The organism is Stutzerimonas stutzeri SDM-LAC (genome assembly GCF_000235745.1).
Lineage (GTDB): Bacteria > Pseudomonadota > Gammaproteobacteria > Pseudomonadales > Pseudomonadaceae > Stutzerimonas > Stutzerimonas stutzeri_H.
The window spans coordinates 40,327-58,750 of the sequence record NZ_AGSX01000184.1 but is presented as its reverse complement, the minus strand read 5'-3'; the positions used below and the strand labels follow the sequence as shown (position 1 = coordinate 58,750).

Annotated in this window: 21 protein-coding genes; 4 read left to right on the top strand and 17 right to left on the bottom strand. The window is 58.8% G+C overall.

Features of this window, described 5'->3' with window-relative positions:
* Nucleotide 1: 1 nt before the first annotated feature.
* The 6 genes from kdsB to PSTU_RS0118280 all read right to left on the bottom strand — a co-directional run bounded on the left by kdsB (nt 2) and on the right by PSTU_RS0118280 (nt 5,357).
* A complete protein-coding gene (gene kdsB / locus PSTU_RS0118305; RefSeq protein ID WP_019342471.1) occupies nt 2–766 on the bottom strand; it encodes a 3-deoxy-manno-octulosonate cytidylyltransferase in 765 nt (254 codons plus the stop codon).
* Nucleotides 763–948 (bottom strand): Trm112 family protein, encoded by a 186-nt coding sequence (locus PSTU_RS0118300; RefSeq protein ID WP_019342470.1) that lies wholly within the window; start codon nt 946–948, stop codon nt 763–765. Before PSTU_RS0118300 ends, kdsB begins: the two co-directional genes overlap by 4 nt.
* Nucleotides 949–995: 47 nt before the next feature.
* A complete protein-coding gene (lpxK, locus tag PSTU_RS0118295; protein ID WP_019342469.1) occupies nt 996–2,003 on the bottom strand; it encodes a tetraacyldisaccharide 4'-kinase in 1,008 nt (335 codons plus the stop codon).
* On the bottom strand, nt 2,003–2,431 hold the full coding sequence (locus PSTU_RS0118290; RefSeq protein ID WP_019342468.1) for an ExbD/TolR family protein: 429 nt from the start codon (nt 2,429–2,431) through the stop codon (nt 2,003–2,005). The genes lpxK and PSTU_RS0118290 overlap by 1 nt, the downstream gene beginning before the upstream one ends.
* A complete protein-coding gene (locus PSTU_RS0118285) occupies nt 2,428–3,060 on the bottom strand; it encodes a MotA/TolQ/ExbB proton channel family protein (RefSeq protein WP_019342467.1) in 633 nt (210 codons plus the stop codon). The genes PSTU_RS0118290 and PSTU_RS0118285 overlap by 4 nt, the downstream gene beginning before the upstream one ends.
* 71 nt (nt 3,061–3,131) lie before the next feature.
* Nucleotides 3,132–5,357, bottom strand: coding sequence for a DNA internalization-related competence protein ComEC/Rec2 (locus tag PSTU_RS0118280; protein ID WP_019342466.1), 2,226 nt, complete (start codon nt 5,355–5,357; stop codon nt 3,132–3,134).
* 176 nt (nt 5,358–5,533) lie between these two features.
* On the opposite strand from PSTU_RS0118280, the gene PSTU_RS0118275 reads away from it, so the two are divergent.
* Complete coding sequence (locus PSTU_RS0118275) at nt 5,534–6,049, top strand: DUF2062 domain-containing protein (RefSeq protein WP_019342465.1); 516 nt, start codon at nt 5,534–5,536, stop codon at nt 6,047–6,049.
* 8 nt (nt 6,050–6,057) lie between these two features.
* On the opposite strand, the gene PSTU_RS0118270 is transcribed toward PSTU_RS0118275, so the two are convergent.
* The 3 genes from PSTU_RS0118270 to PSTU_RS0118260 are packed head-to-tail and all read right to left on the bottom strand — an operon-like array spanning nt 6,058 to nt 9,258.
* The gene (locus tag PSTU_RS0118270; RefSeq protein ID WP_019342464.1) at nt 6,058–7,305 is read right to left on the bottom strand and encodes a lipoprotein-releasing ABC transporter permease subunit; all 1,248 of its coding nucleotides are present in this window, start codon (nt 7,303–7,305) and stop codon (nt 6,058–6,060) included.
* Nucleotides 7,305–8,018 carry a lipoprotein-releasing ABC transporter ATP-binding protein LolD gene (gene lolD, locus PSTU_RS0118265; protein WP_019342463.1) on the bottom strand — a complete coding sequence of 238 codons (714 nt, stop codon included), beginning with the start codon at nt 8,016–8,018 and terminating at the stop codon, nt 7,305–7,307. Before lolD ends, PSTU_RS0118270 begins: the two co-directional genes overlap by 1 nt.
* Complete coding sequence (locus tag PSTU_RS0118260; RefSeq protein ID WP_019342462.1) at nt 8,011–9,258, bottom strand: lipoprotein-releasing ABC transporter permease subunit; 1,248 nt, start codon at nt 9,256–9,258, stop codon at nt 8,011–8,013. The genes lolD and PSTU_RS0118260 overlap by 8 nt, the downstream gene beginning before the upstream one ends.
* 100 nt (nt 9,259–9,358) lie before the next feature.
* Between PSTU_RS0118260 and PSTU_RS0118255 the strand changes: the two genes are divergently transcribed.
* The 3 genes from PSTU_RS0118255 to PSTU_RS0118245 are packed head-to-tail and all read left to right on the top strand — an operon-like array spanning nt 9,359 to nt 10,958.
* Nucleotides 9,359–9,934 carry a PilZ domain-containing protein gene (locus PSTU_RS0118255; RefSeq protein WP_029404864.1) on the top strand — a complete coding sequence of 192 codons (576 nt, stop codon included), beginning with the start codon at nt 9,359–9,361 and terminating at the stop codon, nt 9,932–9,934.
* The gene (locus PSTU_RS0118250) at nt 9,934–10,239 is read left to right on the top strand and encodes a hypothetical protein (RefSeq protein WP_019342460.1); all 306 of its coding nucleotides are present in this window, start codon (nt 9,934–9,936) and stop codon (nt 10,237–10,239) included. Before PSTU_RS0118255 ends, PSTU_RS0118250 begins: the two co-directional genes overlap by 1 nt.
* Nucleotides 10,236–10,958 (top strand): glycerophosphodiester phosphodiesterase, encoded by a 723-nt coding sequence (locus PSTU_RS0118245; RefSeq protein ID WP_019342459.1) that lies wholly within the window; start codon nt 10,236–10,238, stop codon nt 10,956–10,958. Before PSTU_RS0118250 ends, PSTU_RS0118245 begins: the two co-directional genes overlap by 4 nt.
* A 115-nt stretch (nt 10,959–11,073) precedes the next feature.
* On the opposite strand, the gene sthA is transcribed toward PSTU_RS0118245, so the two are convergent.
* From sthA to PSTU_RS0118205, 8 genes are all read right to left on the bottom strand, one after another.
* Nucleotides 11,074–12,468, bottom strand: coding sequence for a Si-specific NAD(P)(+) transhydrogenase (sthA, locus tag PSTU_RS0118240; protein WP_019342458.1), 1,395 nt, complete (start codon nt 12,466–12,468; stop codon nt 11,074–11,076).
* A gap of 188 nt (nt 12,469–12,656) precedes the next feature.
* On the bottom strand, nt 12,657–12,887 hold the full coding sequence (gene nqrM, locus PSTU_RS0118235; protein ID WP_019342457.1) for a (Na+)-NQR maturation NqrM: 231 nt from the start codon (nt 12,885–12,887) through the stop codon (nt 12,657–12,659).
* A complete protein-coding gene (locus tag PSTU_RS0118230; protein ID WP_019342456.1) occupies nt 12,884–13,909 on the bottom strand; it encodes an FAD:protein FMN transferase in 1,026 nt (341 codons plus the stop codon). Before PSTU_RS0118230 ends, nqrM begins: the two co-directional genes overlap by 4 nt.
* Nucleotide 13,910: 1 nt before the next feature.
* A complete protein-coding gene (gene nqrF, locus PSTU_RS0118225; protein ID WP_029404863.1) occupies nt 13,911–15,137 on the bottom strand; it encodes an NADH:ubiquinone reductase (Na(+)-transporting) subunit F in 1,227 nt (408 codons plus the stop codon).
* A 12-nt stretch (nt 15,138–15,149) separates the two neighbouring features.
* Nucleotides 15,150–15,758: an NADH:ubiquinone reductase (Na(+)-transporting) subunit E gene (gene nqrE / locus PSTU_RS0118220; protein WP_019342454.1), complete on the bottom strand. Its 609-nt coding sequence runs from the start codon at nt 15,756–15,758 to the stop codon at nt 15,150–15,152.
* On the bottom strand, nt 15,758–16,432 hold the full coding sequence (locus PSTU_RS0118215) for an NADH:ubiquinone reductase (Na(+)-transporting) subunit D (RefSeq protein ID WP_172830720.1): 675 nt from the start codon (nt 16,430–16,432) through the stop codon (nt 15,758–15,760). Before PSTU_RS0118215 ends, nqrE begins: the two co-directional genes overlap by 1 nt.
* Nucleotides 16,429–17,217 carry a Na(+)-translocating NADH-quinone reductase subunit C gene (locus tag PSTU_RS0118210; protein ID WP_019342452.1) on the bottom strand — a complete coding sequence of 263 codons (789 nt, stop codon included), beginning with the start codon at nt 17,215–17,217 and terminating at the stop codon, nt 16,429–16,431. The genes PSTU_RS0118215 and PSTU_RS0118210 overlap by 4 nt, the downstream gene beginning before the upstream one ends.
* The gene (locus PSTU_RS0118205; protein ID WP_019342451.1) at nt 17,210–18,421 is read right to left on the bottom strand and encodes an NADH:ubiquinone reductase (Na(+)-transporting) subunit B; all 1,212 of its coding nucleotides are present in this window, start codon (nt 18,419–18,421) and stop codon (nt 17,210–17,212) included. The genes PSTU_RS0118210 and PSTU_RS0118205 overlap by 8 nt, the downstream gene beginning before the upstream one ends.
* Nucleotides 18,422–18,424 lie beyond the last annotated feature (3 nt).

Here is an 18,424-nt window from a genome sequence, read left to right as displayed (position 1 = left end):
GTTAAGCTCCAAGCAGCTTGCGAACTCGCTCGAGGTCTTCGGCGGTATCGACCCCTGCCGGAGGCGCCTCGACCGCATCGGCAACGTGGATGCGTTTGCCGTGCCATAGCGCACGTAACTGCTCGAGGCACTCGGTATTCTCCAGCCAGCATGGACCCCAAGCCACGAAGTCAGCCAGGAACCCGGCGCGGTAGGCATAGATGCCGATGTGCCGACGGTACGGAACATCGCTCGGAAGCGCATCAGGATCACGCGCGAATTCGTCGCGAGCCCACGGCAGCGGCGCACGGCTGAAGGTCAGTGCGAGACCATTGATATCGCTCAGCACCTTTACTACGTTCGGGTTGAAGAGCGCATGCGGATCACTGATTGACTCCGCTAGCGTGGCGATAGCCGCTTCGGGGTGCGCAGCCAGATTAAACGCAACCTGGTCGATCACCGAAGGCGGGATCAACGGCTCATCGCCCTGTACGTTAACTACTATCGCATCAGCCGCAAGACCCAGCTGGTCCGCCACCTCGGCAAGCCGATCAGTACCCGAGTTATGGTCGACCCGGGTCAGCAATGCCTGTGCACCAAAGCCTTCGCAAGCCTGCAGAATGCGCTGATCGTCCGTGGCAATCACCACCCGCTGTGCTCCGCTCCTGCAGGCCTGCTCCCATACATGACGAATCATCGGCTTGCCGGCGATGTCCTGCAGGGGCTTGCCCGGAAGGCGGGTGGATGCGTAACGCGCCGGGATTACTACGGTGTAAGCGTTAGTCATTTGTCCAGACGCTCATCCACGTCAAGGGTGCGGGCTTCGCTTTCGAGCATAACCGGAATGCCGTCCCGGACCGGAAAGGCCATGCCGTCGGCCTTGCAGATCAGTTCGGATTTGTCATCGGTCAGCTTCAGCGGGCCCTTACAGAGCGGGCATGCAAGAATATCGAGAAGTTTGGTATCCATGGCACAGTCCTTGGATGCAGCCGACTGCACCAGGCAGATCGAGCGGCTTAGAGATGAACGGGCGGCAGCAAACGGTCCAGCTGGGCATCAAACCAGGTGACGAACGCAGCGGAAGGCTCGGCCTGCACTTGAAGATAACACCAGCCCGGCAGCGCGAAAGCCCGGCATTTGACCGCATCCTTTTCGGTCATCACCAGGGGTAGCTCTGGACTGAAACTCAGTTGTTCCAGGCTATAGCGGGCGTGATCGGCGAAGGGGTGCGGGATCGGCCGCCAGTGTAGCGTCTCGAGCGTGGTGAAGAAACGCTGTGGATTGCCGATTCCAGCGACCGCATGCAGCTGCTGGCCCGACGGAAAATGGTCAAGAGGCCAGGCCTGCCCCGTGCTCAGCTCGACTAGTTTGGATGGCTGCAGGGCAAATGCGAAACCGGAGGGACTGTCCGTCAACGCGCCGTTTATCAGCACCGCATCGACCGATCCCAGTCGCTCCAGTGGCTCACGCAGCGGCCCCGCGGGCAAGCAGCGTTGGTTGCCCAGCCCGCGAGCCGCATCGATAAGGACTAGCTCCAGATCGCGGGCCAACCGGTAATGCTGCAGCCCATCGTCGGAAAGAATCAGATCCAGCGGCTCGAGCTCGAGCAACCTACGAACCGCGCGGGAGCGGTCGGGATCGATCATTACCGGTACATTTGTTCGTTGCACAATCAATAACGGCTCATCGCCAGCTTCGGCGGCGCAGTGCTCGGGCTTCACCCGCCAAGGATACGAAGGAGGTCTGGCGCCGTAACCACGGCTGACTACACCGACCTTCAAGCCTCGTCGCTGACAATGCTCGATGAGCCGGAGAATCAAGGGGGTCTTGCCGGTACCGCCAACAGTGATATTGCCGACCACCACTACCGGCACTGGCGCCCGATAGCAATCGAGCACCCCGCTGATAAACCGCTTCCGCTTAGCGATCACCACGCGCCGGTAGAGCCATTCCAGCGGTGCGAGCAGGGCCAAGGCAGGATGCCCTTCGTACCAGGCCCGCTGGAGACGATCAGCAAAGGACATCAGGGCTCCGGCTGGGCCTCAACGGTGGTGATGCGCAGGTGCGCGAAGCCCAGTTTGCCGGCCGCATCCATGGCGGTAATGACCGCCTGATGTGGCGTTTTGCCGTCGGCGCTGATGATCATCGGCAAACTTGTATCGCCGCCTGATTCCTTGCTGAGCGCCGCCATCAGCGTGCTCAAGTCATGCTTGATCAGCGCCTTACCATTGAGGCTGAAGCTGCCACTGTCGTCGATAACAATTTCCAGCCGCTTCTGCTCATTTTCCTGCGGTGGGACACCGCTTGCCGCCTCAGGAAGATCAACCTGGAGCTGGGTTTCGCGAGTAAATGTAGTCGTCACCACGAAGAACAGCAGCAGGATGAACACCACATCAATCAGCGGGGCCAGACCGATGTCGACGTTCTCCCGCGCCTTGCGTCGAAACTTCACGCCTTGCCCTCACCCAGGTCGACGTCACGGTCACCCTGCACCACTTCAACCAGCTTGATCGCTTCCTGCTCCATGCCGACTACGAGCTCTTCGACACGGCGCAGGAGGAAACGATGGAAAAACAATGCCGGAATGCCGACCATCAGGCCTGCAGCGGTGGTAATCAACGCCTTGGAAATCCCCGCTGCAAGCAACGGCGCGTTGGCCATACCAGCGCCCATAAAGGCACTGAAGATTTCGATCATGCCCAGTACCGTGCCAAGAAGCCCGAGCAAGGGCGCGATACCTGCAATCGTACCCAAGGCATTAAGGTAGCGATCGAGATCGTGGACGACACGGGCGGCCGCTTCCTCGATGCACTCCTTCATGATCTCCCGGCCATGCTTGGAGTTAGCCAGACCAGCAGCCAGGATCTCCCCCAGCGGCGAATCCGCACGCAGCTCCTTGAGCTTCTGGTTGCTGAGCTTCTTGTCCTTGATCCATTTCCACACCTGGCCGAGCAGGTGTGGCGGAGTCACTCGGCTAGGCCGAAGCGTCCATAGCCTTTCGGCGATAATACCGGCGGCCGCGATGGAACACAGGATGATTGGCAGCATTATCCAGCCGCCCGCTTTAACCAGCTCCCACACGAGATGAATCCCCCTCGAAAAAGTGGCGCCACTCTAGCATAGGGCTGCCAGCCCGCCGACGGCCCGGGTTCTCATTTTTCCCGCCAGAATTGCCGCTCGGCACGTAATCCTCGAGCGGGCTCGAAACGGCCGAGGTGAATCTGCATCGCTCCACGCTCTGCCGTGTCATGGAGCTGTGCTCCAGCCGTCTGCAGCCGCTGCACCACATCCGGATGCGGATGGCCGAATGAGTTATGCAAGCTGCGCGAGATGAGCGCGCCTCCGGCTCCGGTTGCCTCGATGAACGCCGTCGAGGAGGAGCTGCGACTGCCGTGATGCGGCACCAGTAGCCAATCGACCGCAAGCGGCAGATCGCTGTCCATGAGCGCCTGTTCAGTTTCCACATCGATGTCGCCGGTGAGCAGCAGACGTTCGCCATTCGCCTCGATCAGCAGCACACAGGAGGACTGATTCCCATCCCTGGCCTGCGGCGACCGCCAAAGCGTGAAGCGGACTCGATCCCATTCCCAGTCGTATCCGGAACGGCACATTTCGGCGTCTAAGGAAGCGGGCAGGCCCTCCGGTTCACCACTGCGTACTCGCTCAGCTGGCATCTGTCGCTGGATCGCCAGAGCCCCACCCGCATGGTCGCTATCGGCATGGCTGAGAATCAGCAGATCGAGGCCACTCACGCCCAGCGTGCGCAACGATGGCAATACAACCCGTTCACCAATGTCGAAGTCACCATATCGCGGTCCTGCGTCATACAGCAGGGCATGTTCCTCTGTGCGCACCAGCACAGCCAGCCCCTGGCCGACATCGAACAGCCAGATTTCCGCCTGCCCAGGCAAGGGCTTGTTGGTCGGTGGAAACAGCAACGGCAGAAGAAGCACCAGACTCAGCGCCCGGAAAGGCACGCCTGAGGGCAACAGGATCAGCAGCACGCCAAGCGCAACCAACAACCAAGCCCAGATTGGCAACGACGCGGGCAGCCACGCGGATTGCCAGTCAGCGAACCATCGCAACACATCAAAGAGCATCGCCAGCAACCCGCCGGTAATCCAAAGCAACGACTCACCAACGACCGGCAGCCATAACAAGATCGTGCCCAGCAATGACAGCGGTACGATGACTACGCTGACCAAAGGCACTGCGAAGAGGTTGGCGATCGGTCCACTCAGGCTAACCGGCAAACCCAAGGCGAGCAAAACCGGAAACAGGCCCAGCCCCATGCTCCACTGCGCACGGGCTAATGCACGCCACCAACGCCAGCCGCCAAGCCGACCACGAAACACCAGAGCAAGCAGCGCAACTGCCAGGAAAGACAGCCAGAATCCCGACTGCAGCCCAACCAGCGGATCCAACAGCAGGACGCCATCGAGCGCGATCAACAGCGGAAGCCAGACTCCGAGCTGCCTATACCGTAAACGCCACACGAGCACGAGGGCGACCATCACCAGCGCTCGCTGGACCGGGACCTCAAACCCTGCCAGCCAACCGTAGCCAAGCGAACCCGCCAGAGCTAGGCCGCAAGCACAGGGCAACCAGGCGACTCGATGCGGCCAGACACCCCAACGCACCAGCAACGCCACCAGACCGTAGAGCAATCCGGCGAGCATGCCAACATGCTGCCCCGATATGACCATCAAATGGACGGTTCCGGTGTCTTGGAGGATGCGCCAATCAGCCGTGGACAGGCCACTGTCATCGCCGACCACCAAGGCGGCAAGCGCACCGGAACGACCCTGAGCGTCAACCGCCAGCAAGCGCTGCCGTAACTGGTCACGCCATGCCAACCCGCCTTCGGCCGCCCCCACGCGCTCTCCAGCTTTTATCGTGCCGCTGGCACCGATCCGCCGGGCAAGAAGCCAGGCCTCGTAATCGAAAGGATGCGGGTTGACCAGGCCCCGTGGCCGTTTCAACTTGGCAGCAACCCGCCATCGCTCGCCCGCCCGTATTACCGGACCGTCGTACCACGCAAGGCGAAGCCTTGACGGAAGACCTCTGTGCCGAGACGAAATATCCACCAGTTCGAAGCGCACCACGCCATCGCGAACATCCGGCAAACCCGCCACCTTGCCTTCCAGCCAGAACGTCCGGCCATCAAGCTCAACCGAAAGGCGATCGTGCAACGCGTCATGGGCGCAGAGACAGGCCCATGCAAACCCGCACAGAAAACATCCGATCGCTCGCCAGCGGAACGGCAACAACACCAGGCCGGCCACCAACACGAATGGCAACACCGAAGCGGGCGGCAATTGCGGTAAAAAACGCAGCAGTAGAAGGCCTGCTGCTAGCGCCAGCATCGCTGTACGCATCGGATCTCCGGAGTCCGTTCCAGTCATCGGCCGTCTGACAAATTCAGACACCGCGCCATATAGCCTGGCCAACATCCTGTCGGCGCTCACAGTGTAGAATTTATGTCACAACTCCTCTCAGCGCCGGGTCTCGTTTCAGGCATAATCGGCGCGCTTCACCCCGCCAGAGAATCTTCATGCCGCGTCGTTTTTTCAAACGCTACATGCCGCACCCTGACCGCTTAAAGACGCACAAGTCTTTGCGGTTTCTCGGCACACTGACGCATGACCCCAACCTGCTGCATCTTAATCGGCATTCGGTTTCCCGGGCGATGGCTATCGGCTTGTTCTGGGCCATGATCCCTATGCCCATGCAGATGCTTGCTGCCGCGCTGTGTGCAGTATTGGCCAGGGCCAACCTGCCGATTGCCGTTGGCCTGGTCTGGCTGACCAATCCGCTGACGATGCCGCCGGTGTTCTACTGCAACTACAAGGTAGGTGCCTGGCTACTGGACACGCCGGTTTCCCCGATGCCCATGGAACTTAGCCTTGCCTGGGTGCGCCAGATGCTGAACAGCCACTGGCAGCCGCTTTTTCTAGGCTCGTTCGTCGTCGGCATCGTGGCAGCGGTATTGGGTTACGTTGCGACTCAGAGCTACTGGCGCTGGTGGGTCGGTCGCAGTTGGCGCAAGCGGCAGATGGACCGCCGCTGACGTCGTAGTTACTCGTAGCGCAGTGCTTCGGCCGGCTGTGTTTGCGCCGCCCGCCAAGCGGGATAGACCGTTGCCAGAAAACTGAGCAGCAGCGCCGCCAGCGTTACCAGCAAGACATCTTGCAGCCGCAGCTCAGATGGCAGGGTGCTGATGAAGTACACATCCGAACTGAAGATGTGCTGTCCCGATACCTTTTCCAGCCAGGCGACCAGGGCACTGACGTTCATCGCCCCAAGCACACCCAGTACCGTCCCTATTAGGGTTCCTGTCAATCCGATGATGCTTCCCTGAACCATGAAGATCGCCATGATTTGCCGTGGCGTTGCGCCAAGGGTCCGCAGGATCGCGATATCCGCTCGCTTGTCGGCGACTACCATGATCAGGGTGGCGATGATATTGAACGCTGCCACCGCCACGATCAGCAGAAGCAACAGGCCGATCATGGTCTTTTCCATTTTCATCGCGCTGAACAAACTGCCCTGGGTAAGCGACCAGTCTTCACTGCGATAACCCTTTCCGAGACCGGCGACAAGCTCGCTTGCGATCTGCGGTGCCCGATAAAGATCAGCCAGCCTGACCCTCACGCCTTCGACCTGCCCCGGTTGCCAACGAAGAATCTGGGCTGCATCGGCCCTGTGGATCATCGCCAGACTGCCATCCAGCTCAGCACCCACCTTGAACACCCCGACGACGTTCAGACGCTGCATCCGCGGCGTTATACCGCCAGGCGCATCGCTGAGCTCAGGCACGATCAGCGTGAGCTTATCGCCCAACTTCAGACCAAACCGTCGCGCGGTCATCAGCCCGACGATAACGCCTGACTCCCCGGCCTCGAGATCGTCGAGATTGCCAGCGACCATCTTGGTGTCAAGGATCGACACTTCACCCTCGGCCTGTGGATCGATGCCGTTGATTTCAATTGGCTGCATCGAGCCACGGTAGGACAGCATGCCCTCGAGCTGGGTAATCGGTGCAGCGCCGAGCACCCCCGGGTGCGCTTGCAGTTGCTGGGCCAGCGATTGCCAGTCATCCACCGGCCGCCCATCACCGGCAATCACAGCGTGCGGCACCATGCCGAGGATGCGGTTGCTCATCTCGCGCTGGAATCCGTTCATGACCGACAGCACAATAATCATCGCCAGCACACCCAGCGACAAACCAATCATGGATGTCAGAGAAATGAATGAAATGAAATGGTTGCGGCGCTTGGCCCGCGTGTAGCGGCTGCCAATGAAGATACTGAGCGGCCTGAACATTAGCCTGCCACCAACCGGCCATCTTCCAGGCGCAGTATGTGATCCATCTGCCCCGCCAGTTGCGGATCGTGCGTGACAACAAGAAAAGCCGTACGCAACGAGCTGCTCAGCTCCAGCATCAGGTCTTGAATACCCTGGGCCGTGTGGTGATCAAGGTTGCCGGTAGGTTCATCGAGCAGCACCAGTGCCGGACGGTTCGCCAGGGCACGCGCGATCGCCACGCGCTGACGCTCTCCCCCGGACAGCTCTGAAGGCTTATGGGCGAGCCGGTGGCCAAGCCCCACACGCTGCAACAGTTCGGTTGCGCGCGTTCGCGCTTCCGGTATCGGTGTCTTGCCGATCAGCAGCGGCATGCAGACGTTTTCGAGGGCGCTGAATTCAGGCAGCAGATGATGAAACTGGTAGACGAAGCCCAGCGCACGATTACGCAGCAGGCCGCGGTCCTTTTCGCTGAGCGCAGAGAGTTCTTCCCCAGCCAGCCAGACGCTCCCCTCGCTAGGCGTATCCAGCCCGCCAAGCAGATTGAGCAGAGTGCTCTTGCCTGAGCCGGACGTGCCAACGATGGCAACCCGCTGGCCCGGAAACAACTCCAGCTCAAGACCGGAAAGCACACTGACCGACTCCGGCCCCTGTTCGTAGCGTTTTCCCAGGTTGCGGCAGCTCAGTACCGCAGCCTCGTTCGCAGACCGTCCATTCATAAGCAACTCACTCATATCGTAACGCCTCGGCCGGTTGCGTCCGGGCCGCACGCCACGCCGGATACAGGGTGGCGAAAAAGCTGAGAATCAGTGCTGCAGCGCAGACCTGGATCACATCGGCCGTCATCAGCCGGGATGGCAGATAATCGATGAAATATACGTCTGCGTTGAGAAATTTGTGCCCGATCAAGCGCTCTAACGCAGCGATCCAACTGCTTACATTGAGCGCTGCGAAGATGCCCAGCAACGCGCCCACCAGCGTACCGACAACGCCTATCACGGTGCCCTGGACCATGAAGATCGCCATGATCTGCCGCGGCGTCGCGCCAAGTGTTCGCAAAATTGCGATGTCTCCACGCTTATCCGTCACAACCATGACCAGCGTGGAAATGATGTTGAAGGCTGCTACCGCGACGATCAGCAATAGCAGCAGGCCGATCATGGCCTTTTCCATACGGATTGCCTGGTAAAGGTTACCGTGGGTGCGGGTCCAGTCCCGGGAATAGAACTCATCCCCCAACTGGCCCGCCAGCTCCCAGGCAATACGCGGGGCCTGAAACAGATCGACGAAACGCAGACGCAGCCCCTGAACCTGATCAGGCTCCCAGCGATGCAATCGCGCCAGATCAGAGATATTGGCCATCGCCACATAACCATCGATCTCGCCCGCACCCACATGAAAAATACCGCGCACGGTGAAACGCTTCATGCGCGGGAAGACACCCGCCGGCGTGACGGTGACCTCAGGGGCCACGAAGGTGACCTTGTCGCCGACAGCTACACCCAAGGTGCTGGCCGCCTTATCACCGATAACAATGCCGAACTCGCCAGGCGCCAGTTCTGCTAGCCCACCCTCACGAAAAAACTGGCCCACGATGGATACTTCCGGCTCGATAACCGGGTCCACAGCGTTAATCAATATCTTGGTCACCTGCCCGCGATGGGTCAGCAAACCTTGCATCTGTATGAACGGAGCAATCGCAGCGACTTGGGGATGCTGCGCCAACCGCTCAGCCATCGTCTGCCAGTCGTCGATAGGCGTCGCGCTTTCGATAGTGGCGTGCGGCACCATCCCTAACACACGGCTGCGCATTTCATGATCGAAACCATTCATCACCGACAGCACAACGATCATGACCAGCACACCGAGCGCCAATCCGATCATGGAGGTGAAAGAGATGAAGGAGACGAAGAGGCTGCGACGTCTGGCGCGTGTGTAGCGCGCCCCGATATACACGGACAGCGGTCTGAACATAGATCGTTGGATTCGCTTTCGCTGGCGGGAAATAACAAGCTGAATGACGACGCCAAGCAGCCTGATACACTCAAGCCATCACTGCAGCTCAGGGATCGACATGCCCATAGACGACACTGATGATCGCCGCGAATACTATCGTATCGAGGACATGATCGCACTGGAAATCCTGCCACCGGAACACGCCGAAACAGTCTCAAGTCACGGATCGACACAACGGTTCGAACTGCTCGGCGAACTCCACCAACTCGACTTCGAGACGCAGCATCTGCTGCGTCAGATAGCCGAGGGTAACCGCACGCTGGCCAACTACCTGAAGGTGCAGAACAAGCGTATCGAGCTGATTGGTCAGGCGCTCGCTCAGGATCTACTGCGGGACCTCGGCCCGCCACGCGCAACCGTGCTGTCAGAAGGCGGCATCAATTTCGTAAACGACCAAGCGCTTGATGTGGGTTCGACATGGTTACTTAAACTGGCACTGATGCCGCAGGGTCTGGGCATGCTGCTAACTGCACGTATAGCGAGCTGCCAAGCGCTCGAGAGCGGAAAATTCGCAGTCGGTACGTCTTTCGAAGCGTTGACTGATGCACAACGACAATTGCTTGCGCGGCATATCCTGCAGAAACAGGCGGCGGAACGACGCCTGGCTCGTGAAAGCTCGCAAGGACCTGATTGATGCGCCCTCTTCTACTCATTTTGCTGATATCCAGCCTGAACACATCTGCACACGCTGACGACATCAAAATCCCGGTCGGCCAGCAAGGCCAGGCCAACGTCCCGCTCCCCAGCCGCGGGGATGCGAAGATCGATGTCCTTGACCGTTTTGGTCTAGCCGATGAGGAACGTCCGGCGATCGGCCAGCCGCCGATCACTCGCTGGGATTACCGCAATTTTTCTGTCTACTTCGAGGGCAACCGGGTGATCGACAGTGTTGTCCATCACCAACATTTCCCGTCATTGCAACCAGAGAGACAACCGTGACGCTTATCTATGGCCACCGCGGCGCAAAGGGTGAGGCGCCTGAAAATACCCTGGCCGGGTTCAAGCAATGCCTCGCCCACGGCGTACGCCGCTGCGAACTCGATCTGCACCTGTCCAAAGACGGTGAGTTGATGGTCATCCATGACCCGACGCTTAAGCGCACCACAGGGCGACGCGGCAAGGTCGTCGAGCATGACGCACAAGAGCTGACCCAATACGACGCGCGCCAGGGAGGCCCAAACTGGAAACAGCCATGCCCCATACCGCGTTTAGCTGAGTTGTTCGAGCAGTGCGACTTCGAGCACTGGCAACTGGAAGTTAAAAGCGCCTCGCGCGTTCGCGCCGCACGCTCGGTGTTGGCGATCAAAGCGCTGGCAGAACGTCATAACCTGCTCGACCGGGTCACCGTTACATCAGGATCGCGGGAAGTGCTGCGCGCCTTGAAACGACTGACGCCCGAGCTTTCATGCGGCTTGGTCGCCGAATACGCCTGGCTCGACCCGCTGAAGGTGGCCAAGCAGTACGACTGCTCGCTGTTAGCCTTGAAATGGACGCTATGCACGCCGGAGCGAATCGCCAAGGCCCGCCAGCTCGGTCTGCATGTATCGGTCTGGACTGTCAACGACCCTGCGTTGATGCGTCGGCTTGCAGATTTCGGTGTAGACAGCCTGATTACCGATTATCCCGGCCTTGCCGTCACGACGCTGCGCAACGCATAAAGCGAGGCCGCCATCACAGCGGCCTGGAATTGCTGCCCTTAAAAACTTTCCCGATTCGGCCAGCGCCAGTCTCGGGTATCTTCCCCAACCGGCTCAGGCCACCGGTCAGAGCCGCTCAAAAAAGCCGGTTTAGCCCATCGAAAGCCGCAACGCGGTAAGCCTCGGCCATGGTCGGGTAGTTGAAGGTGGTATTGATGAAATACTTCAGCGTATTCGCCTCGCCCGGCTGGTTCATGATCGCCTGGCCAATGTGGACGATTTCCGAAGCCTGATAGCCGAAACAGTGCACGCCAAGTACCGCCAGCGTCTCGCGATGGAAAAGGATTTTCAGCATACCGACCGGCTCGGCTGAAATCTGCGCCCGTGCCATGCCTTTGAAAAAAGCCTTGCCTACTTCGTACGGCACCTTGGCTTCGGTCAGCTCACGCTCGTTCTTACCGATCGAACTGATCTCCGGAATGGTGTAGATACCGGTCGGCACGTCGTCGACGAAACGCCAGCTATCGTTCTCCACGATGCTGCCCGCTGCCGACCGCCCCTGATCGTAAGCAGCGCTCGCCAGGGATGGCCAACCAATTACATCACCCGCTGCGTAGATGTTGCCGATCTCAGTGCGGTAATGCTCGTCAACTTTGATCTGACCGCGGCTGTTGACCTTGAGGCCGATGTTTTCCAAGGCGAGCTTGTCGGTATTGCCAGTGCGACCGTTACACCAGAGGAAGGCATCCGCCTTGATCTTCTTGCCAGATTTGAGGTGCAGGATTACGCCATTGTCCACCCCCTCGACACGCTCGTACTCCTCGTTATGACGAATGAGCACGTTGTTGTTGCGCAGGTGATAGCTGAGCGCGTCGGAAATTTCGTCATCAAGGAAGCTGAGCAACTGGTCGCGATTGTCGATCAGGTCGACCAGTACACCAAGGCCGCTGAAGATCGATGCGTACTCGGAGCCGATCACCCCAGCCCCGTAAATAATCAGACGGCGCGGCGTGTGGCTCAAGGTCAGAATAGTGTCGCTGTCATAGACACGAGGATGCGTGAAGTCGACATCAGCCGGGCGGTAGGGGCGCGAGCCGGTCGCAATGATGAACTGGTTCGCTACCAGCGTTTCGACCATCCCGTTCGCACTGACGACTTCGACCGTCTGCTCATCGGCAAAACTGGCAGTGCCGAAGAAGATATCGATGCGGTTGCGAGCGTAGTAGCCAGTGCGAGATGTAACCTGCTTGGCGATTACGCTCTCAGCGCTTTTCAGGACGTCGGGAAAAGAGAACCAACGGGGCTCGCCAATCTGGCGGAACAGTGGGTTGGTGTTGTACTGCATGATCTGCCGCACCGAATGGCGAAGCGCTTTTGACGGGATGGTGCCCAAGTGCGTCGAGTTACCGCCCACGTGCGGCCTGCTGTCAACCACGGCAACCTTACGGCCAGCCTTGACGGCATTCATCGCCGCACCTTCGCCGGCAGGGCCTGAGCCCAACACCACCACATCGTAATTGTAGACAGCCATATTCACCCCAGACCACGCAGCAGGCAGTCCTGCCGCTGTTAACGAATTCTGTAAAGCAGATAGTGGAAGCTGCTCATCGGCGCGCAGCCGCCTGGATCGTTGCGCCGTCACTCGGGTCGCCTCGACACTGCATGCAAAGATCAGCACCCGGGACGTTGATTATTCCGGGCGTTCGAACACGTCAGTTGTCAGCGTCTGGTCGCGTCATACGCGAGATCTGCTTTTCCACCGCGACTCGCCTGTTCATTCACCTCTTCACATTTCTCACGGCTCCCGCCGCAAATCGAGCATTCCTTCTCGATGCCAAGATTGGCGATGCCCCCGCAGGAGCCTGCAATCGGTTTGCGACCCATGATCACGCCAATGGACATGCCGAACACCACTAACAACATGACCAGAAAAACGATTAACCAAGTCATTCGTCTACTCCTGCACCAAACAGCTCATCAAAAGCCTCAGTGCTTTTGCTAATAAATTCCTGCCCATCACGAATCACGAAAAACGCTGCAATGTTTCGCTCCGTCGCATATGCCAGGCCACGCTCGGGCCCGAGCACCATTAAAACAGTAGACAATCCATCTGCCCGCAATGTCGAGGGATCGACAACCGTCACGGCCGCCAGACGATGATTGATCGGCGCACCGGTCAGTGGATCAAGCGTATGCGAATAGCGCTTGCCGTCTCGCTCGAAGTAGTTGCGATAATCACCTGACGTCGAAACTCCAAGACCGTCAAGCTCGATAATTCGCTGTGCGACTCGCTCGTTGTCATGCGGCGCCTCGATTGCAATACGCCAGGGTACCCCATCAGGTTTATGACCGAGGGCCTTGAGCTCGCCAGTAATCTCCACAAGGTAACGGCGAACACCGGAAGCCTCGAGATTTGCGGTTACCCGGTCCACTGCATAGCCTGCAGCGATACTGTTGAAATCAACCTGTACGGCCGCATCTTTGCAGAGCTGCTCGCCTTCGATACGAAGATGCTGATGCCCCATATTCTTACGTGCCTGAGCAATCTCGTCTGCAGAGGGAATCCGCTCACCGGTGCCCTTCGGGCCAAAGCCCCAGAGATTGAGCAACGGCTCGACCGTCAGATCGAAAGCGCCTTCGCTTTCCTCCGAGAGCTGCTGGCCGGCTCGGAAGAGCTCCAGAACCCCCTCAGGCACGGCCATGCAGGTGCCAGCAGGAAGCGCGTTGAAAGCCTCGATATCCGAGTCAGCACGGTACGTAGACATCTGGCTGTCGATCTCGGCCAAAATCGCATCCGTTTCGTTCTGCAGCTGCTCTTTGGAAACCGCGGCGTCCCCGGGCACGTACTTCACCGAATAGGTGCTGCCCATGGTCGGCCCGCCGAAGCTTTCCACCTGCTCCTGAAACAGACAGCCCGTCAGGGCTGTCGCCAAGGCGACAACGAAGACGGGCCGTAGTAACGCTTTAGGCATGCTAGCCGCCGAAGTCGTCGAGCAGGATATTCTCCGGTTCAACGCCCAGGTCGGTCAGCATCTTGATCACCGATGCGTTCATCATTGGCGGTCCGCACATATAGAACTCGCAATCTTCAGGCGCCGGATGGCCCTTCAGGTAGTTCTCGTACAGCACGTTATGAATGAAGCCGGTCGGGCCTTCCCAATTGTCTTCCGGTTGCGGATCGGACAACGCAAGGTGCCACTGGAAGTTATCGTTCTCAGCCTGCAGCTGATCATATTCCTCGACATAGAAGGCCTCGCGCATCGAGCGAGCGCCGTACCAGAAGCTCATCTTGCGCGTGGACTTCAAACGCTTGAGTTGATCGAAGATATGGGAACGCATCGGCGCCATACCCGCACCGCCGCCGATGAAGACCATTTCCGCATCGGTGTCCTTGGCGAAGAACTCGCCGAACGGCCCGTACACGGTCACTTTGTCGCCGGGCTTCAAACTGAACACCCAAGAGGACATCTGGCCAGGTGGCAGATCGTCTTTACCGGGTGGCGGCGAAGCAATACGGATATTGAATTTCACCAGCCCAACTTCTTCCGGATAGTTCGCCATCGAGTAGGCACGAATCACGGTCTCCTCGACCTTTGACACGTACTTCCACTGATTGAACTTGTCCCAGTCGCCGCGATACTCCTCCTGGATATCGAAGTCTTTGTAACGGACCTCATGCGGCGGGCACTCCAACTGCACATAACCGCCAGCACGGAAATCGACGTTCTCACCCTCTGGCAACTTCAACGTCAGCTCCTTGATGAAGGTCGCCACGTTGGGGTTGGACAGTACGGTGCATTCCCATTTCTTTACGCCGAACACTTCTTCCGGCACTTCGATCTGCATGTTCGCTTTGACCGGAGTCTGGCAGGACAAACGCCAGCCTTCGCCCGCTTCGCGGCGAGTGAAGTGAGATTCTTCAGTCGGCAGCATCTCACCACCGCCGCTCTCGACGATGCACTTGCACTGAGCGCAGGTGCCACCACCGCCGCAGGCAGAGGAAAGGAAGATATTGTTGGCCGCCAACGTCTGCAGAAGCTTGCCGCCCGCCGGAACTGTAATGGTGCGTTCGCCGTTGATCTCGATGCTCACGTCGCCACTGGATACCAGCTTGGCGCGCGCCGCGAGGATGATCACAACCAGTGCAAGCACAATGGCCGTGAACATGCCGATGGCGAGGAAAATTTCGTAACTCATCAGTTCATCCCGTCCTTACAGCTGTACGCCAGAGAAAGACATGAAGCCCAGCGACATCAGTCCGATGGTGACGAAGGTGATCCCGAGGCCCTGAAGGCCTTCCGGCACATCGCTGTACTTGAGCTTTTCGCGAATGCCAGCAAGCAAGGCGATAGCAAGCGCCCAGGACAGACCCGAACCCATGCCATAGACCACACTTTCAGACAGGTTGTAATCGCGCTCGACCATGAACAACGTGCCGCCCATGATCGCGCAGTTCACAGTGATCAACGGCAGGAACACGCCCAACGCGTTGTAGAGGCTGGGTACATACTTGTCGAGGGTCATCTCGAGGATCTGAACGATCGCCGCAATCACCCCGATGTAGCTCAGCAGGCCGAGGAAGCTGAGATCGACTTCCGGCAAGCCAGCCCATGACAACGCACCGGCCTTCAGCAGGTAGGTGTAGATCAGGTTGTTGGCGGGAACGGTAATGGCCTGCACAACGATGACCGCGATACCCAAGCCAATGGCAGTTTCGACCTTCTTCGAGATTGCGATGAAGGTACACATGCCAAGGAAGAACGCCAGGGCCATGTTCTCGATGAACACGGCACGGACGAACAGGCTGATGTAATGCTCCATTAATAAGCCTCCTTGTTCGAGACCTGAGGCGCCATCTTGAAGGCCGGCTTCTCGACCTGCTCACGCTTCCAGGTACGAATGCCCCAGATGATCATGCCGATCAGGAAAAACGCCGACGGAGGCAACAGCAACAAGCCGTTGGGCTGGTACCAGCCGCCGTCATTGACCACTGGGAGGATGGTATAGCCCATCAGTTTGCCAGCACCGAACAGCTCGCGAACGATACCCAGCACGATCAGCATAGCGCTGTAGCCCAAGCCGTTTCCGATACCGTCGAAGAACGAGAGCACCGGCGGGTTCTGCATGGCAAACGCCTCGGCACGGCCCATCACGATGCAGTTGGTGATGATCAGCCCGACGAACACCGACAGCTGTTTGGACAGCGAGAAGGCGTAGGCCTTCAGGACCTGGTCAACCACGATTACCAACGACGCAATGATCACCATCTGCACAATCATGCGGATAGAGCCTGGAATCTGGCTACGGATCATTGAGATGAACAGGTTGGAGAACGCGACCACCAAGGTCAGCGCGACAGACATCACCAGCGCTGTTTTCAGGTTGGAGGTAACCGCCAGCGCCGAGCAAATTCCTAGAATCTGCAGGCCGATGGGGTTGTTGTTGAAGACCGGATTGAACAGGACTTCCTTAATAGTAGGTTGCGACATACTCAGGCCTCCCCAGCGCGCAGGTTAGCGATAAAAGGACCGAAGCCGTTCTCACCCAGCCAGAAATGCAGCAGGTTGTTGACTCCATTACTGGTCAGCGTTGCGCCGGCAAGCGCATCGACCTGATGGTCGGCTTTCGGGCTCTGCGGATCGACCCCGCCTTTGACGACCTGGATCGCCAGCTCGCCATCCGCGGTGTACAGCTGCTTTCCATCCCAGAGGCTGCGCCACTTTGGATTGTCGACTTCGCCACCCAGGCCTGGTGTTTCACCGTGCTGGTAGAAGCCGAGGCCCGCCACAGTATTCAGATCTTCCTGAAGGGCAAGGAAACCATAGAGCGTTGACCAGAGACCGTAGCCACGCACCGGAAGCACCAATGTATCGAGCTCGCCTTCGGTTTCGACGATATACACGACGCTGTACTTCTCACGGCGCTTGATCGAAGCGATGTCCTGCTCTGGTGGCAGTGCATCGGACAGCTGTGGGTCCTTCGCAGCAACCAGTGGGTCGAAGGTGTTCGGATCGAACTCGTCGCTGAACTTGCCAGTCTCGAGATTGACCAGCTTGGCTACGATGCGTTCTTTATACAGGGCCTTCACCTCGGCGCCGGACATACCGGCCTCACCAAGCCCCGCGATCGCCAGGATGCTGCGCTGCTTATCGAGCTGACGGTTCTCCAGCTGTGTCGGCCGCAGCGCGACAGCCGCACCGGCGACGAACACCGAGCACACCAGACAAACCAGCAGGGCCACTATCAACGTACGGACAGTGGATTCTTTTTGACTAGACATTACGCGCCAGCCTCCGCTTGATATTGGCCTGAATGACAAAGTGGTCAATCAACGGTGCACAAAGGTTGGCAAACAGAATCGCCAGCATCATGCCTTCCGGGAAGGCCGGGTTGACTACACGGATCAGCACCACCATCACCCCGATGAAGATGCCGAAGACCCACTTGCCGGTGTTGGTCATGGATGCCGAAACCGGGTCGGTGGCCATATAGATCAAGCCGAAGGCAAAGCCACCCACCACCATGTGCCAGTACCACGGCATGGCAAACATCGGATTGCTGTCCGAACCGATCAGATTGAACAGCGAGCTCAGCGCGATCATGCCGATCATGGTGCCCGCAACGATACGTATCGATGCGATCTTGGTCAGCAGCAGTACCGCGCCGCCGATAAAGATGGCCAGCGTGCTGGTTTCACCCAGCGAACCATGAATGGTGCCGACAAACGCGTCCATCCAGGTAATGCCACTCTCTACGACGTTTTCTATACCACCGGCAAAGCTCAGGCTCAGCGCAGTAGCACTGGCATAGCCATCGACCGCAGTCCAAACGGCGTCACCGGACATTTGCGCCGGGTAGGCGAAAAACAGAAATGCACGGCCGGTCAGGGCGGGGTTGAGGAAATTCTTACCGGTGCCGCCAAAGATTTCCTTGCCGATCACGATACCGAAGCTGATGCCGAGCGCGACCTGCCACAGCGGAATGCTGGGCGGCAGCGTGAGCGCGAACAGAACCGAGGTAACGAAGAAGCCCTCGTTGACCTCATGCTTGCGGATCGACGCGAAGAGCACTTCCCAGAAGCCACCAACAATGAAGGTGACCGCATAAACCGGAACGAAGTACGCTGCGCCCTGGATGAAGTTGTCCCAGGCACTGGACGGGTCAAAACCCGCCAACGCGCTGATCAATGCAAACTGCCAGCCTTCCTGAGCCGCAAGCAGATCGGGGCTTTGTGCATAGATCAGGTTGGCCTGGTAACCGGTGTTCCACATACCGAAGAACATTGCAGGAAAGGTGCAGAGCCAGACGGTGATCATCATCCGCTTCAGGTCAATACCATCACGCACGTGGGCGGTGGTCTTGGTGACGCTGCCCGGACGGTAGAGGAAGGTGTCCGCCGCTTCGTAGAGCGCGTACCACTTCTCGTACTTGCCGCCCTTTTCGAAGTTGTGCTCGATCTTGTCGAGGAATTCGCGAATGCCCATTCT